The sequence below is a fragment of the Sanguibacter sp. Z6_81 genome (assembly GCF_057180625.1).
Map to the genome: position 1 here is coordinate 403,247 of NZ_JBXUFV010000001.1, position 13,074 is coordinate 416,320.

Here is a 13,074-nt window from a genome sequence, read left to right on the forward strand (position 1 = left end):
CGAGTCAGGTGCTCGTCTGCTGGGCGAGCGCACGGCCGAGGATGCGGGCGCCGTCCGGGAACGCGGCCGGATTCGGTCCGGCGTAGTTGAGCCGGACGAACGGCCCCGTGGGCTCGGCCGGGAACCACCCGGTGCCGGTCGCGAGGAGGACGCCGTCGTCCTCGCAGTCCCGGGTGAGCCGGTCGACGTCGGTGCCGTCGGGCAGGCGCGCCCAGAGGTTGAGGCCGCCCGGGGGCACCCGGGCGAGGTGGGCCTCGGGGACGTGCTCCTGGAGGCTCGCGACGAGCAGGTCGCGACGAGCGCGCAGCTGGTGACGCAGTCCCCGCAGGTGCGTCTGCCACGCGGGCTGGGTGACGACGTCGAGGGCCGCCGCCTGCAGCAGACCGCTCACGTACATCGACTCGGACCCGTGGTCGGCGAGGATGCGCTCGCGCGCGGGCCCGCGGGCGACCACCGCGGCGACGCGGACGGCCGGGGAGACGCTCTTGGTCAGGGACCGCAGGTAGACGACGTGACCGGAGTCGTCACGGGTGGCGACGGGGACGGGCGTGGTGGTGATGCCGAAGTCGTGCGCCCAGTCGTCCTCGACGAGGAACGCGCCGTACGCACGGACGATGTCGAGGACCTGCTCCGCGAGCTGCGGGCTCCACTGCGCCCCGCTGGGGTTGGCATAGCTCGGCTGGGCGTAGAACAGGCGGGCCCCGGTCTCCTCGAACGCCCGCGCCAGCCCGTCCGGGTCCGGCCCGTCGACGCCGCACGGCACGGGCACGACGACGACCCCGGCCTGCGCGGCGGCGAGGATCGCCCCCCAGTAGGTCGGCGACTCCATGAGCAGGGGGCGGCCGCTGCCGACGAGGGCCCGGAAGATCGAGCTCAGCCCGCTCTGGCTCCCGGGCTGGACGACGATGTCGCTCGCCGTCGGCGGGGTGACTCCCGCGGGCGTCGCCGTGCGCAGCTCGTCCGCGAACCACGACTGGAGATCGGGAAGGCCCTGCGCGGGCGGACGGGACAGCGCTGTCTCGCTGCGCGCCGCCCGCGTCAGGGCGGAGCGGACGAGGCGCTCCGGCAGCAGCTCGCGGTCCGGGTAGCCGGAGTGGAAGGCGACGACGTCGTTGGTGGCACTGCGCAGGGTGGGTGACGGTCGGCGGGGCGGGGTGTGGGGTGGCCGCAGGGCCGCCGACTGCCAGCCGTAGTCCGACGGCTTCGCCGTCCGCTCACCCCGGACGAAGGTGCCGGAGCCCGGTCGGCGCTCGACGAGTCCCTGTGCGGCCAGGGCGGCGAGCGCCTTCTGCACGGTCACGGGGCTCACGCGGTGCTCGGCGACGAGGGCCCGGGTCGACGGCAGCCGGGTGCCGGGTGCCGCCCCGTCGATGACGCAGCGGAGCATCTCGACCAACCGGGAACTGCTATCGTGGTTCATGACGGACAAGAGTAGCGCTACTCCCATTTCGCCCCTACCGATATCCCCCGCAGCACCCTCGGGCCTGCGGTGGGCGATGCTCGGGGTCGCGGCCTTCTCCTTCACCGTCCCGTTCACCCGCGTCGCGGTCGGTGGCATGTCCCCGCTGTTCGTCGGCGCCGGTCGCGCGGTCGTCGCCGCGTCGCTCGCCACCCTCGCGCTCACCCTCACCCGGCAACCGCTCCCCAGCGGGACGCAGTGGCGTCGGCTCGCGCTCGTCGCCGGCGGGGTCGTCGCGGGGTTCCCGCTGCTCACCTCGTTCGCGCTGACGTCGGTCCCCGCGAGCCACGGAGCCGTCGTCGTCGCGATCCTGCCCGCCGCGACCGCGACGGCCGTCGTGCTGCGCACGCACGAGCGCCCCCGGCGGGTGTTCTGGGCCCTCACCGCCGTCGGTGCGATCGCCGCGATGGGCTTCGCGTCCGCGCAGTCCGGCGGACTCGGACGGCTCGGCTGGCCCGACGCGCTCCTGCTCGGCGCCGTCCTCCTCGGGGCCGTCGGCTACGCGGAGGGCGGCCTGCTCGCCCGCGAGCTGGGCCCCTGGCAGACGGTCTCGTGGGCGCTCGTCGTCGCAGCGCCGCTCATGATCCTGCTCACGACGGTCGCCGTCGTCACGCAGACGCCGACCGCGACCGGCGCGCAGTGGACGGCCTTCGCCTACCTCGCAGCAGTGAGCATGTTCCTCGGGTTCTTCCCCTGGTACCGCGGCCTGGCGATGGGCCCCATGGCGCAGGTGAGCCAGGTCCAGCTCGTCCAGCCCGTGATGACCCTCTGCTGGGCCGCTCTCCTGCTGCACGAGCCCCTCACGTGGACGACGGCGCTCGGCGGGCTCGCCGTCATCGCCTGCGCCGGGCTGGCTGTCCGCGTCAGGCTGGCGCCTGCGGCGGGCGCACCGCGCCGGCATCGTTCGTCACGACGCGCAGGCGGTGGGCTCGCACCACCGTGCCCATGACGTCGCACGCCCGCGCGAGGTACCGCGGGTCCGGCAGGGCCTCGACGCGGACGCTGATGCCGGGGACGACGTTGACGAGGACGCCGCCGAGCGCCGGGGGGTGGCCGGCGGTCGCCCGGCCGGCGACTTCGTTGAGCACGTCCCACGACTCCTGGGGCGGCAGACCGGTGACGAAGAACTCAGGGAGGCCGCGCAGCGCGAGGCCGGCGGTGTAGGCGTAGCAGCAGGCCGAGTTGTCATCCTCGACGTACTGCAGCGCCCAGCCGTACTGGTCGATGTCCCCGCGGAGATCCTCGAGCATCCGCTCCGCGTGGTGGGTGGTGGTCACATGCACTCCTGTAAAACGACAAGAAGTGCGCCGCTCGCTGCAGCGCACTTCGGGGAGAGGAACAGATGCGGGGTGGTCGTGCCGCCCTAGGGCGGCGGGCGCAGCGAACAGACGGACGCCACCTCCGCGGTGCGCTGGCCTGGCGGGGTCACCTGCTCGATCCTCATGCTCTGGACCATAGCCCGGAACGCCGGAAAGGTCACGGGACGTCGGTCCAGGTGTAGAGCGTGCACGGCATGCCTTCGTGCACGACGACGTGCTGCGGTCGGAACCCGACCTTCTCCAGGACGCGGGCGCTCGCGGGGTTCTCCACGGCCACGTGGCTGTGGAGGGCCGCGTCGAGACGGGGGTCGGGGTGCGTGCGGTGCCACTCGACGAGGGCACCTGCGACCTCGGTCGCCATGCCCTGGCCCCACACGTCCCTGCTGAGCGTGTAAGCGAGCTCACGGTGCCCCGGCTCGTGAGCAAGGCCGGACAGCTCGCCGAACCCGGCGCGGCCGACGAGTCGTCCGGCGTGGTCGGCCAGCCGCCACTTGGTCCACCCCCGCGTCTGCTGCTCACCGATGTACGTCCCGACGAGCGCGGTCGTCTCCTCGAGCGACTCCGGGCGTCCGTTGCGCACGAACCGCATCGTCAGGGCATCGGCGTGCACCGTGTGCAGGTCGACGGCGTCGCCCGGCAGCCAGGTGGTCACGGTCAGCCGCGGCGTCGACAGCACGGTCGACCGGGCGGAGTGCCCAAGATCTGGTGAAACGCTCATCTGCCCCACACTGCCCCGCCCCACGACGGCGCGCGACCCCTGCTCGCCGGCAGGCGGGTCAGCCCGCGAAGGGGCGCACCGGCAGGCCGGGGACGTCCACCCGCACCCGGAACAGGGCCCCGGCGCCGGGCTCGGGGTCGTCGAGGTTCTCGCGGGATGTCGTGATGTAGAGGTCTCGCAGGTCCTCCCCGCCGAGGGCGCACGCCGTCGTCTGGGCCGCCGGGACCTCGATCTCGGTGAGGACGGAGCCGTCGGGCGCGACGCACACGACGCGCCCGGCGCCGTGCACCGCGACCCACACGTTGCCCGCGGAGTCGACCGTGAGGCCGTCGGGGTGCTGGTCGCCCCAGTCGCGGAAGGTACGGCGGTTGGTCAGCTGCTGGTCGACGACGTCGAACACGTCGGTGCGGTTCGTGGGGGTGTCGTTGTAGTAGGCGAGCGTCTCGTCCGGGCTGAACTCGAAGCCGTTGGAGATCGTCGCGTCGTCGAGGACGACGCGGACCTGGCCGTCCGGGGTGACGCGGTAGAAGGACGCGGCGCCGGGCGCCGCGTCGTACGCCATGGAGCCGGCGTAGAGGTTGCCCCACGGGTCGCAGCCGCCGTCGTTCATGCGGACACCCTCGTCGGACCACAGCTCCGCCCACGGGGTCGGGGCGTCGTGCGGTGTCGCGGACAGCGCGAGGCCACGCTCGGTGGCGACGACGTAGCCACCACCCGTGCGGGGACGGTGGAAGGCCGCGACCTTGCCGACGTGCAGGCGGTCGACCCGGCCGTCGTCGCGCAGCGTGAGGAGGTCGCCGGCGAGCATGTCCACCCAACGCATGCCGCCCCACGTGGGCGACCACACGGGCCCCTCACCGTGGTACGCGATGGGGTCCGTGACCTGCTCGACCGTCATGATGCTCCTCGTGCTCGGGGGTGCGGGACTGCTCCAGCCTCGTGTGCTGGGCTGATCGTCGCATCTCCGGGCGGGCTCTGGCAGGGTGGATCCATGAGCCGACGACGCACCGTATTCGTCATCACGGCCAGCGCGCTGACCGCGTTCCTCCTCAACCTCGTGCTCGACGTCACGACCGACCTGCCGCTGGCGGTCCGGTGGGGCGCTGCGATCTGTGGGGCGATGCTGGTGACCGTGCTCCTCGCACCTCGTCGCGCCCCAGGGGGTCGGGAGCGCACGGACTGAGCCTCCACAGTAGTTGCCGCTCTGGAAACGATCCTCTATCGTTTCCAGCATGGAAACGAACCAGCCCTCACCCGACCGCGCCGAGGCGGCCGCCGCGCTCGCAGCGATCACCACCTCCCAGAAAGCCGTCCGGGACACGCCCTGGCCCGTGTGGATCTACCCCGTCAACGCCCTGCTGCTCGGCGCGGCGGCGCTGGCACCCCTCGTGGACACCTCGGGGCCGTCCGTCATGGTCGCTGTCGTGATCGCCGTCGTCGTCGCGAACCTCGCGGCCGGACGGAGCAACGGGGCGCCCTTCGCGCTCCCCACGAGCCGCGGCTTCCTCGCAGCGGTCGCCCTGTCAGCGCTGTTCCTCGCGCTCGCGATCATCACCGAGAGCTTCACCGACAACGCACTCCCGGTCATCGCCCTCGCGGTCGCAGCGACGGCGAGCTACGCGGTCGGATCCGTCGTCCACCACCGGAGCACCCAGCGATGACCGCAGCCCTCGACCCGGTCATCCACCCCATGCACCGCCTGCAGATCTGCGCGATGCTCGACGCCGCCACGACCCTCGAGACGTCGGTGGTCAAGGACCAGCTCGGCCTCAGCGCCTCCGCACTGAGCAAGCAGGTCGCCGCGCTCATCGACGCCGGGTACGTCCGCCAGGACCGGTCCGGCGCGGACTCCCGCCGAGTGTGGCTCTCGCTGACGAAGGCCGGCAGCGCGGCCTACCGGGGGCACGTGGCGGCACTGCGGGCGATCGTCGCGCAGTCTGCGGACGCACCGTCGCGGGACGCGGAATGACCACGGTCCGACGGACGCCGGTCACGGCAGCAGCCGGCGGCCCACCTCGAGGATGGCGGCCCGCAGGTCCTCGTCGCTCAGTCCCGCGAGCGCCGGGTTCGTGGCTGGCGCGACGATCCCGCTGAGGAAGAACCCGACCGCCGTGAGCGTCTCTGCGTCCTGGTCACCGGCCGCGAGGAGCCCGTTGAGGCGCCCGAAGACCCGCGCCCAGTCCGGGTCGGACACGGACAGCGCACCCATCGGCACCTCGCGGAGCATGACGGCGTAGAGCCGGCGGTTGTGCACCGCGTGGTCGGCGAGCTGCTCGACGGCGAAGCGTCGGGCCTGCACGGCGTCGGGAAGCGTCGACGCCGTCTCGACGAGCTCCGCGACGGCGTCGACCGCTGGGGCGAGGACCGCGCGGGTGATCATCGCCTTCGACTTGTAGTGGTGGTAGACGGCGGCCTTGGTCACGCCGAGGGCGTCCGCGATCATCTGCAGCGACGTGCCGGAGATCCCGTGGACCGCGAAAAGGTCGAGGGCCGCGTCACGGACGAGGTCCGGGCGCGCATCACCGCGGGGCATCGGTCCTCCTGGTGGCTCGGTCGGTGCCGAGACTACGTGAGGGCCCACACCCCGCGGTGACGGGGCGCGTCATCAGATCGCGGCTCCCGCGAGGTATCCGGCGTGGATGGCCTCGGCGACCTTGGCGGGCTTCACGCAGTCCCCGATCTCGTGGACCTCGACACCCGTGCCGGCGAGCGCTTCGGGGAGGCTGCGGTTCGGCCGCACGCCGAAGGCGAGGACGGCGGTGTCGGCGGGCAGGGTCGTCGTGCCGTCGGGTCCGTCGACGACGACGGCATCGGGCCGCAGCTCGACGACGGTGTGGCTGGTGAGCACCCGGACGTTGTTCTCCGCGAGCTGGCGCAGGAGCGCCACCCGGTTGTGGACGACCATGTCGACGGCGATCGCCGGGGCCATCTCGACGACCGTGACGTCGTGTCCCTCGAGGGCCAGCTCGAGGGCGTAGTCGGCGCCGGAGAGCCCGCCGCCGCACACGACGACGCGGTGGCCGACGGGTGCTCCGAGGTGCGCGTCGAGCACGTGCACGGCCCCGGAGGTGTCGATCCCGGCGATCGGCGGGGTGAGCGCGGTGGAGCCGGTGGCGACGACGACGGCGTCGGCCTGCGTGAGGGCCGGGTCGTCGGGCGTGATCGTGTGCGACAGGTGCAGGGATACGCCGGCGCGCTGGAGCTCGCCCTCCCACCACGTGATCATGCGGTGCAGCTCGCGCTTGAAGTCGGGTGTCGCGGCCGGGGCGAGCACCCCACCGAGGCTGTCGGAGCTCTCGTAGAGGTGCACGTCGTGGCCGCGCAGGGCTGCCACGCGCGCGGCCTCCATCCCGCCCGGTCCGCCGCCCACGACGGTGACCCGGCGGGTGCTCGCCGCGGGCGTGATCGAGCGTGTTCCCTCGTGCCCGGCCTCCGGGTTGACGGCACACTCGACGCCTTTGCCGATGACGACGTTGCCGATGCAGAGCTGGTTGCAGCGGACGCAGGGGCGGATGGTGTCTGCCGCCCCGGCGAGCACCTTCGCGGGGAGGTCCGGGTCTGCGATGATCATGCGTCCGAACCCGATGAAGTCCGCGACGCCGTCCCGGACCGCCTGCTCGCCGAGGTCGGCCGTGAGGCTGCCGGAGACGGCGACGGGGATGCGCAGGACGGGCTTCACGGCTGCGGCGTCGGGCAGGTAGACGCCATCGCCGAGGTAGTAGGGCGGGAAGGACCAGTCGATGGCCTCGTAGGAGCCGGCGTCGACCATGAGGACGTCGAGCCCGGCGTCCTGCAGCAGGACGGCGAGCTCGCGCGCCTCGTCGGGCTCGCGGCCCCCGGGGAACTGGTGGCGCACGGTGATGCGCATCGAGAGCGGGAAGGTCGCGCCTGCTTCTTCACGGACGATGCGGATCATGTCGGTCGCGAAGGTCGCGCGGCCGGCGACGTCGCCGCCGAAGCGGTCGGTACGCCGGTTCCACACCGCGGAGAGGAACTGGTCGGTGAGGTACCCGGTGTGGCCGTGGATGTCGATGGCGTCGAACCCGATGTCGACCGCACGACGCACGGCGACGCGGAAGTGCTCGAGGATGTCCTCGACCTGGCCGGTGGACAGCTCCCGGCACCGCACGCTGGGATCGGCGAGGGTGGTGTTGTCCGACGCGGACCACGACGGCCCGCCGTCGGGCGCGACGGGGATGACGCGACCGAATCCCGGCGTGAGGTTGGCCGCGATGAGAGCGCCCTCGCGGTGCACGGCCGCCACGGCTGCGGCGAGCGGCTCGACGTGGCGCTCGTCGGAGAGGCTGATGACCGACCCGGTGTCGATGTCGTACGTCGACTGGACGGGCATCGACTCGGTGATGAGGAGTCCGGCCCCGCCGCGCGCGCGGGCGACGAGGTAGTCGAGGCCGGCCTCGGAGATCGTCCCGTCCTTGTGCGCCGTGTGGGTGCCCATCGGGGGCATGAACATGCGGTTCGGCAGCGTGAGGGAGCCCCACTGGGCGGGTTCCGACAGACGGGGGTGGGCGATCATGGCGTTCTCCTATGAACTTGTCGATCGGCTAGTTACGAGATCAGTATCCCGAAACGCGCCGCGCCTCATCCGGGCACAAGGTCCCGCTCCCGCGTAACCGGGGAGAAACACGCCCTTGCGACGATGGCCAGCCCGACCGCACGCTTGCCCGACAGCGCATGACCCCGACCGATCACCGAGGTGCCTCGTGCCCGACCAGATCAACCCGCCGCCGCGCCTGCTCATGGGCCCAGGGCCGATCAACGCCGACCCGCGCGTCCTGCGCGCGATGTCCGCGCAGCTCGTCGGCCAGTACGACCCGGCGATGACGGCGACCATGACCGAGACGCAGGATCTCTACCGCACGGTCTTCGCCACGAGCAACGACGCGACGCTCCTCGTCGACGGCACGTCCCGGGCAGGCATCGAGGCGGCGATCGTGTCGCTCGTCGAGCCGGGCGAGCGCGTGCTCGTGCCGGTGTTCGGGCGGTTCGGGCACCTCCTCGTCGAGATCGCGGAACGCGCCGGCGCCGAGGTGCACACCATCGAGGCACCATGGGGCGCCGTCTTCACCCCGGAGCAGATCGAGGCCGCGATCGTCGCGACCCGCCCGACCCTCCTCGCCGTCGTGCACGGGGACACCTCCACCACCCTCGCCCAGCCGCTCGAAGACCTCGGGGAGATCTGCCGGCGCCACGACGTGCTGCTCTACACCGACGCGACCGCGAGCCTCGGCGGCAACCCGTTCCGCACCGACGCGTGGGGGCTCGACGCCGTCACGGCGGGGCTGCAGAAGTGCCTCGGCGGGCCGTCGGGCAGCGCACCCCTGACCCTCTCGCCCAGAGCCGTCGCGGTCGTCGACGGCCGCCGCAGCATCGAGGCCGGCATCCGGGAGGCGGGCGAGACCACGGGCGCCCACCGCATCCGCTCGAACTACCTCGACCTCGCGATGATCCTCGACTACTGGGGGCCACGGCGCCTCAACCACCACACCGAGGCCACGACCATGCTCTACGGCGCCCGGGAGTGCGCCCGCCTGCTCGTCGACGAGGGCCTCGACGCCGCCGTCGAGCGCCACCGGCTGCACGGCGGTGCGATGGCCGCCGGGCTGCAGGGACTGGGCCTCGAGCTCTTCGGCGACCAGCGGTTCCGCATGCACAACGTCGTCGCGGTCGAGATCCCCGACGGCGTCGACGGTGACGCCGTGCGCGGGGAGCTGCTGCAGGACTACGGCATCGAGATCGGCACCTCTTTCGGCCCCCTGCACGGTCGCGTGTGGCGGGTGGGCACCATGGGCTACAACGCCCGGCGCGACGCGGTCCTCACGACGCTCGCCGCGCTCGAGCAGGTGCTCCGCCGCGCCGGGCACCGGCTCACCGCCGGCGGTGGGGTCGGCGCGGCGCTCGAGCAGTACGAGGACGCGACCATGCCTGCGGCCCCGCTCGCGCCCCTCGGGGCGCCGTCATGACCGCCGCCGTCGGCGCCACCCCCCCGAGCCTGCACGACGCCGAGGCGATCCTCGCCCGCTGCGACGCCCTCGCCGCGATCTCCGCGGACGCCGACCGCCTCGAACGCGTGCACCTCAGCCCGGAGCACACCGCCGCGAGCGCCCTCGTCGCGCAGTGGATGCACGACGCCGGCATGGCCACGTGGCAGGACCCGGCCGGGAACCGCTGGGGCCGCCTCGAAGGCCGCGTCCCAGGCTTGCCGGCCCTCGTCCTGGGCTCCCACATCGACACGGTGCCCGACGCCGGCCGGTACGACGGGATGCTCGGCGTCCTGCTCGCCATCGAGGTCGCCGCCCGGACGGCCGCGACGCGGCGGGACCTGCCGTTCGCGCTCGAGGTCGTCGCGTTCAGCGACGAGGAGGGCACCCGGTTCGGCAATGCCCTGTCCGGGTCGCGCGCCGTCGCAGGCACGTGGGACCCGTCGTGGTGGTCGCTCGCGGACCGTGACGGGGTGACGCTCACCGATGCCTTCGAGGGGTTCGGTCTCGACCCCACCCGGGTCGGCGAGGCCGCACGCGACCCCGCCGGGATCGTCGGGTACGTCGAGGCGCACATCGAGCAGGGCCCGCACCTCGAGGACGCGGGCCGGGCGCTCGGCGTCGTCACCGCCATCGCGGGTGCACGCCGCTTCTCGCTCGTCGTCACCGGCCACGCGGGGCACGCCGGCGGGACGCCCTACGACCGTCGACGCGACGCGCTCGTCGGGGCGTCCGAGCTCGTCGTGGCCATCGAGCGGATCGGCCACGCGACAGGCACCATCGCGACCGTCGGGCGCCTGCAGGCGTTCCCGGGGGGCGTCAACGTCATCCCCGGCAGTGTCGAGATGAGCGTCGACCTGCGCGCCGAGCGCGACGAGGACCGCGACGCCGCCTGGGACGAGATCGTCGCGACCGGGCGCGAGATCGAGGTGCGCCGCGGCCTGTACATCGAGGCGACGGAGATCTACCGGGCCGACGCCGCCCCGTGCGACCCGGCCCTGCAGCGAGCGGTCGCGGCGGGGGTCCGTGCGGCCGGTGACCCCGACCCGTTCGCCCTGTTCAGCCGCGCCGGGCACGATGCCATGGCGATGCACGCGATCACCCCCATGGCGATGCTCTTCCTGCGGTGCGCCGGGGGCGTCAGCCACCACCCCGAGGAGTCCGTCACCGCGCCTGACGTGGCCCTCGCTCTCGACGCGCTCGAGGCGACCGTCCTCGCCCACGCCGCGTCCTACCCGTCCGCCCCTGTCCCGCCCCGGGCGGACCACGCCGCCGCTGTGTCGACGTCCTCCCCGCCACCCAGGTCCGTGCAGTCCACGACGACGGCCCGGTGACGCAGGTAGTCGCGCGCCCCGACGTCGCCGCGCAGGTGCTCCGAGAGCACGGCCCAGTGGTCCCGGCCGATGGCGACGGGATGCCCCGGCGCACCGCCGTACCCCGCGCGCACGAGCGAGCCCGGCCCGGCCCCGGCGGCGACCCGCACCACGGCGGCGGGCGCGAGGTCAGGCAGGTCGACGAGCGTGACGACCACCGCGGCCGCGTCCGGCGCCACCTGCGCCAGGGCGTCGAGACCCGCCCGCAGCGACTCCCCGATCCCGTCGGCCCACCGTTCCGCCACGACGGGCACGCAGCCCGCGGGCAGCAACGCCGCGGCCCTCGGGGCATCGGCGCCGAGCACGACGACGACCGGGCCGCAGCCCGCCGACGTGAGCACCCCGACGGCACGGGTCAGCCACGGGGTGCCGTCGTGGTCACGCAGGAGCGCCTTGGGGCCACCGATCCGCGCGCCGCGACCCGCAGCCAGGACGAGGCCCGCGAGCGTGCCGCTCGTCCGCCCGGTCACCGCCTCGCCCGTCATGATCACCGTTCTACCGCAAGGATGGTCCGATGACCCCCGACCCCCGCACCGCCCCCGCCGTCGTCACGCCGCGCAGCGGTCCGGCCGAGGTCCGGGCCGCGCTGGCGCCCGCGCTGCACGTGCAGCGGTGGCTCGACGACGTCTGCGCGCAGGCGCCCTTCCCGTCGTCCGTGCACCTGCTCGACGCGGCCGTCGCAGCCGCCGACCCGCTGAGCGAGGCGGAGATCGACGAGGCCCTCGCCGACCACCCCCGCATCGGGGAGGCGCACGCCGGGTCCGGTGCAGCCGCACACTTCTCCCGGGCCGAGCAGTCCGCTGCGGGCCCAGCGGTACCGAGCGAGGCCGCAGCAGGGCAGGACGCCGACCGGTCGGCGGACGAGGAGGCAGCGAGCCTCACGGCGGGCAACGCGGCCTACGAGCAGCGGTTCGGACGGGTGTTCCTCGTCCGGGCGGCCGGGCGCAGCCGCGCCGAGATCCTCGGTGAGCTCCACCGCCGCCTGCAGCTCGACGACGCCGCGGAGCTCCGCGAGGTCGCGGAGCAGCTGCGCGAGATCGCACTGCTGCGGATCGGCCAGCTGTGGCAGGAGGCACCGTGAGCGGCACGCCCGCCGGAGCACCGGCCCCCAGCCTCGTCACCACGCACGTGCTCGACGCCGCGCTCGGGCACCCCGCTCGGGGGGTGCGCGTCCGGCTCGAGCGGTCCACGCCCGAGGGACTGTGGGACCTCGTCGCGGACGGCGTCACGGACGTCGACGGGAGGGTCGGGGCCCTCGGTCCGGCGGAGCTCGGAGCGGGGACCTACCGCGTGGTGTTCGACACCGGCCGGTACTTCGCGGACACCTCCCAGGAGGGGTTCTACCCCGAGGTGAGCGTGAGCTTCTTCCTCCGTGACCCCGGTGCGCACCACCACGTCCCTCTGCTGCTCAGCCCCTACGCCTTCTCGACGTACCGGGGGAGCTGACCGTCCGCCCTGCGGAAGCCAGGGACCTCCGGTGCTCAAAACTTGAAATACCGCAGGTATGCTGCCGATTGGCAGGGTGGACGTGCCGTCCCCATGCACCGACGAGGAGGCAGGATGAGGCCGATGCCGCAGCAGGGAGTCGCTGCGGACGAGCCCATGAGCGCCTCTGCGAACCCGGCGACGGCCACGGCCACGGCCGACATCGCAGCAACAATCGCACCGACCGTCGTCGTAGCCGCCCTCACCGCGATCACCGGCGTCGCGGCCGCCCCGGAGGTGACCGAGATTCCGCCGCTCTACCGTGATACGGACACCGCCGGCGCCACCCGCACCATGACCTTCACCGCGACGACCGACTCCGTCCGCCCGGCCCGCCACTGGGCGACCGAGGCCGCGGAGCACGCCGGGGCAGACGCGAGCACCATGACGACCCTCGCCCTCCTCGTCACCGAAGCCATCACCAACGCCATCCTGCACGCCGTGCCAGGCGGCGAGATCGTCCTGAGCGTCACCCGCCTGAGTTCCGGGGTCCGCATCAGCACGCGCGACGAGAGCGACGAGGTGCCGATCCTCAAGTCGGTCCCCGCCACCGCGCTCGGTGGACGCGGCGTCATGCTCATCGACCGCCTCTCCAGCGCCTGGGGCGTGGAGCTGCACGACGAGGGCGGCAAGACGGTCTGGTTCGACGTCACCACCTGACCTGCGTCGTCGTCTGACCTGCGTCGCCGTCCGACCTGCGTCGCCGTCTGACCTCCGTCGT

The 13,074-nt window shown here is 73.4% G+C and carries 16 protein-coding genes; 9 read left to right on the forward strand and 7 right to left on the reverse strand.

Going from position 1 to position 13,074, the window contains the following annotated elements; genetic code table 11:
- Window positions 1-4: 4 nt before the first annotated feature.
- Window positions 5-1,420, reverse strand: coding sequence for an aminotransferase-like domain-containing protein (locus AC2AXK_RS01880; RefSeq protein ID WP_484343636.1), 1,416 nt, complete (start codon window positions 1,418-1,420; stop codon window positions 5-7).
- Here AC2AXK_RS01880 and AC2AXK_RS01885 point away from each other — a divergent pair.
- Window positions 1,419-2,408 (forward strand): DMT family transporter, encoded by a 990-nt coding sequence (locus AC2AXK_RS01885; RefSeq protein WP_484343637.1) that lies wholly within the window; start codon window positions 1,419-1,421, stop codon window positions 2,406-2,408. The genes AC2AXK_RS01880 and AC2AXK_RS01885 overlap by 2 nt on opposite strands.
- Here the strand turns inward: AC2AXK_RS01885 and AC2AXK_RS01890 are convergent.
- The 3 genes from AC2AXK_RS01890 to AC2AXK_RS01900 form a co-directional block, all read right to left on the reverse strand.
- Window positions 2,323-2,736 carry a DUF4262 domain-containing protein gene (locus AC2AXK_RS01890; protein ID WP_484343638.1) on the reverse strand — a complete coding sequence of 138 codons (414 nt, stop codon included), beginning with the start codon at window positions 2,734-2,736 and terminating at the stop codon, window positions 2,323-2,325. The genes AC2AXK_RS01885 and AC2AXK_RS01890 overlap by 86 nt on opposite strands.
- Window positions 2,737-2,935: 199 nt before the next feature.
- Window positions 2,936-3,496 (reverse strand): GNAT family N-acetyltransferase, encoded by a 561-nt coding sequence (locus AC2AXK_RS01895; RefSeq protein ID WP_484343639.1) that lies wholly within the window; start codon window positions 3,494-3,496, stop codon window positions 2,936-2,938.
- Between the two features lie 58 nt (window positions 3,497-3,554).
- The gene (locus tag AC2AXK_RS01900) at window positions 3,555-4,394 is read right to left on the reverse strand and encodes an SMP-30/gluconolactonase/LRE family protein (protein ID WP_484343640.1); all 840 of its coding nucleotides are present in this window, start codon (window positions 4,392-4,394) and stop codon (window positions 3,555-3,557) included.
- Between the two features lie 93 nt (window positions 4,395-4,487).
- Here AC2AXK_RS01900 and AC2AXK_RS01905 point away from each other — a divergent pair, with 93 nt between their 5' ends.
- The 3 genes from AC2AXK_RS01905 to AC2AXK_RS01915 are packed head-to-tail and all read left to right on the forward strand — an operon-like array spanning window position 4,488 to window position 5,465.
- Window positions 4,488-4,679: a hypothetical protein gene (locus AC2AXK_RS01905; RefSeq protein WP_484343641.1), complete on the forward strand. Its 192-nt coding sequence runs from the start codon at window positions 4,488-4,490 to the stop codon at window positions 4,677-4,679.
- Window positions 4,680-4,728: 49 nt separating this feature from the next.
- Window positions 4,729-5,157 carry a hypothetical protein gene (locus tag AC2AXK_RS01910; protein WP_484343642.1) on the forward strand — a complete coding sequence of 143 codons (429 nt, stop codon included), beginning with the start codon at window positions 4,729-4,731 and terminating at the stop codon, window positions 5,155-5,157.
- Window positions 5,154-5,465 carry a transcriptional regulator gene (locus tag AC2AXK_RS01915; protein ID WP_484343643.1) on the forward strand — a complete coding sequence of 104 codons (312 nt, stop codon included), beginning with the start codon at window positions 5,154-5,156 and terminating at the stop codon, window positions 5,463-5,465. Before AC2AXK_RS01910 ends, AC2AXK_RS01915 begins: the two co-directional genes overlap by 4 nt.
- Window positions 5,466-5,486: 21 nt before the next feature.
- On the opposite strand, the gene AC2AXK_RS01920 is transcribed toward AC2AXK_RS01915, so the two are convergent.
- Together AC2AXK_RS01920 and AC2AXK_RS01925 are read right to left on the reverse strand one after the other, a co-directional pair.
- Entirely contained in the window at window positions 5,487-6,029 is a 543-nt protein-coding gene (locus tag AC2AXK_RS01920) for a TetR/AcrR family transcriptional regulator (RefSeq protein ID WP_484343644.1), read from the reverse strand.
- Between the two features lie 72 nt (window positions 6,030-6,101).
- A complete protein-coding gene (locus tag AC2AXK_RS01925) occupies window positions 6,102-8,030 on the reverse strand; it encodes an oxidoreductase (protein WP_484343645.1) in 1,929 nt (642 codons plus the stop codon).
- A gap of 223 nt (window positions 8,031-8,253) precedes the next feature.
- Between AC2AXK_RS01925 and AC2AXK_RS01930 the strand changes: the two genes are divergently transcribed.
- The gene (locus tag AC2AXK_RS01930) at window positions 8,254-9,477 is read left to right on the forward strand and encodes a pyridoxal-phosphate-dependent aminotransferase family protein (RefSeq protein WP_484344236.1); all 1,224 of its coding nucleotides are present in this window, start codon (window positions 8,254-8,256) and stop codon (window positions 9,475-9,477) included.
- Window positions 9,474-10,829: an allantoate amidohydrolase gene (locus AC2AXK_RS01935; RefSeq protein ID WP_484343646.1), complete on the forward strand. Its 1,356-nt coding sequence runs from the start codon at window positions 9,474-9,476 to the stop codon at window positions 10,827-10,829. Before AC2AXK_RS01930 ends, AC2AXK_RS01935 begins: the two co-directional genes overlap by 4 nt.
- On the opposite strand, the gene AC2AXK_RS01940 is transcribed toward AC2AXK_RS01935, so the two are convergent.
- Window positions 10,727-11,353: a nucleotidyltransferase family protein gene (locus AC2AXK_RS01940; protein WP_484343647.1), complete on the reverse strand. Its 627-nt coding sequence runs from the start codon at window positions 11,351-11,353 to the stop codon at window positions 10,727-10,729. The two genes, AC2AXK_RS01935 and AC2AXK_RS01940, sit on opposite strands and share 103 nt — an antisense overlap.
- A gap of 29 nt (window positions 11,354-11,382) precedes the next feature.
- Between AC2AXK_RS01940 and AC2AXK_RS01945 the strand changes: the two genes are divergently transcribed.
- From AC2AXK_RS01945 to AC2AXK_RS01955, 3 genes are all read left to right on the forward strand, one after another.
- The gene (locus tag AC2AXK_RS01945; protein ID WP_484343648.1) at window positions 11,383-11,949 is read left to right on the forward strand and encodes a 2-oxo-4-hydroxy-4-carboxy-5-ureidoimidazoline decarboxylase; all 567 of its coding nucleotides are present in this window, start codon (window positions 11,383-11,385) and stop codon (window positions 11,947-11,949) included.
- Window positions 11,946-12,314 (forward strand): hydroxyisourate hydrolase, encoded by a 369-nt coding sequence (uraH, locus tag AC2AXK_RS01950; protein ID WP_484343649.1) that lies wholly within the window; start codon window positions 11,946-11,948, stop codon window positions 12,312-12,314. Before AC2AXK_RS01945 ends, uraH begins: the two co-directional genes overlap by 4 nt.
- A 123-nt stretch (window positions 12,315-12,437) precedes the next feature.
- Window positions 12,438-13,013, forward strand: a complete 576-nt coding sequence (locus tag AC2AXK_RS01955) for an ATP-binding protein (protein WP_484343650.1) — start codon at window positions 12,438-12,440, stop codon at window positions 13,011-13,013.
- Window positions 13,014-13,074 lie beyond the last annotated feature (61 nt).

What these genes read in the sequence shown, in the direction of transcription:
- AC2AXK_RS01885 (WP_484343637.1), top strand. Translation starts at nt 1,419, where the DNA reads ATGACGGACAAGAGTAGCGCTACTCCCATTTCGCCCCTACCGATATCC.
- AC2AXK_RS01880 (WP_484343636.1), bottom strand. Translation starts at nt 1,420, where the DNA reads ATGAACCACGATAGCAGTTCCCGGTTGGTCGAGATGCTCCGCTGCGTC.
- AC2AXK_RS01895 (WP_484343639.1), bottom strand. Translation starts at nt 3,496, where the DNA reads ATGAGCGTTTCACCAGATCTTGGGCACTCCGCCCGGTCGACCGTGCTG.
- AC2AXK_RS01900 (WP_484343640.1), bottom strand. Translation starts at nt 4,394, where the DNA reads ATGACGGTCGAGCAGGTCACGGACCCCATCGCGTACCACGGTGAGGGG.
- AC2AXK_RS01905 (WP_484343641.1), top strand. Translation starts at nt 4,488, where the DNA reads ATGAGCCGACGACGCACCGTATTCGTCATCACGGCCAGCGCGCTGACC.
- AC2AXK_RS01910 (WP_484343642.1), top strand. Translation starts at nt 4,729, where the DNA reads ATGGAAACGAACCAGCCCTCACCCGACCGCGCCGAGGCGGCCGCCGCG.
- AC2AXK_RS01915 (WP_484343643.1), top strand. Translation starts at nt 5,154, where the DNA reads ATGACCGCAGCCCTCGACCCGGTCATCCACCCCATGCACCGCCTGCAG.
- AC2AXK_RS01920 (WP_484343644.1), bottom strand. Translation starts at nt 6,029, where the DNA reads ATGCCCCGCGGTGATGCGCGCCCGGACCTCGTCCGTGACGCGGCCCTC.
- AC2AXK_RS01925 (WP_484343645.1), bottom strand. Translation starts at nt 8,030, where the DNA reads ATGATCGCCCACCCCCGTCTGTCGGAACCCGCCCAGTGGGGCTCCCTC.
- AC2AXK_RS01930 (WP_484344236.1), top strand. Translation starts at nt 8,254, where the DNA reads ATGGGCCCAGGGCCGATCAACGCCGACCCGCGCGTCCTGCGCGCGATG.
- AC2AXK_RS01935 (WP_484343646.1), top strand. Translation starts at nt 9,474, where the DNA reads ATGACCGCCGCCGTCGGCGCCACCCCCCCGAGCCTGCACGACGCCGAG.
- AC2AXK_RS01940 (WP_484343647.1), bottom strand. Translation starts at nt 11,353, where the DNA reads ATGACGGGCGAGGCGGTGACCGGGCGGACGAGCGGCACGCTCGCGGGC.
- AC2AXK_RS01945 (WP_484343648.1), top strand. Translation starts at nt 11,383, where the DNA reads ATGACCCCCGACCCCCGCACCGCCCCCGCCGTCGTCACGCCGCGCAGC.
- AC2AXK_RS01955 (WP_484343650.1), top strand. Translation starts at nt 12,438, where the DNA reads ATGCCGCAGCAGGGAGTCGCTGCGGACGAGCCCATGAGCGCCTCTGCG.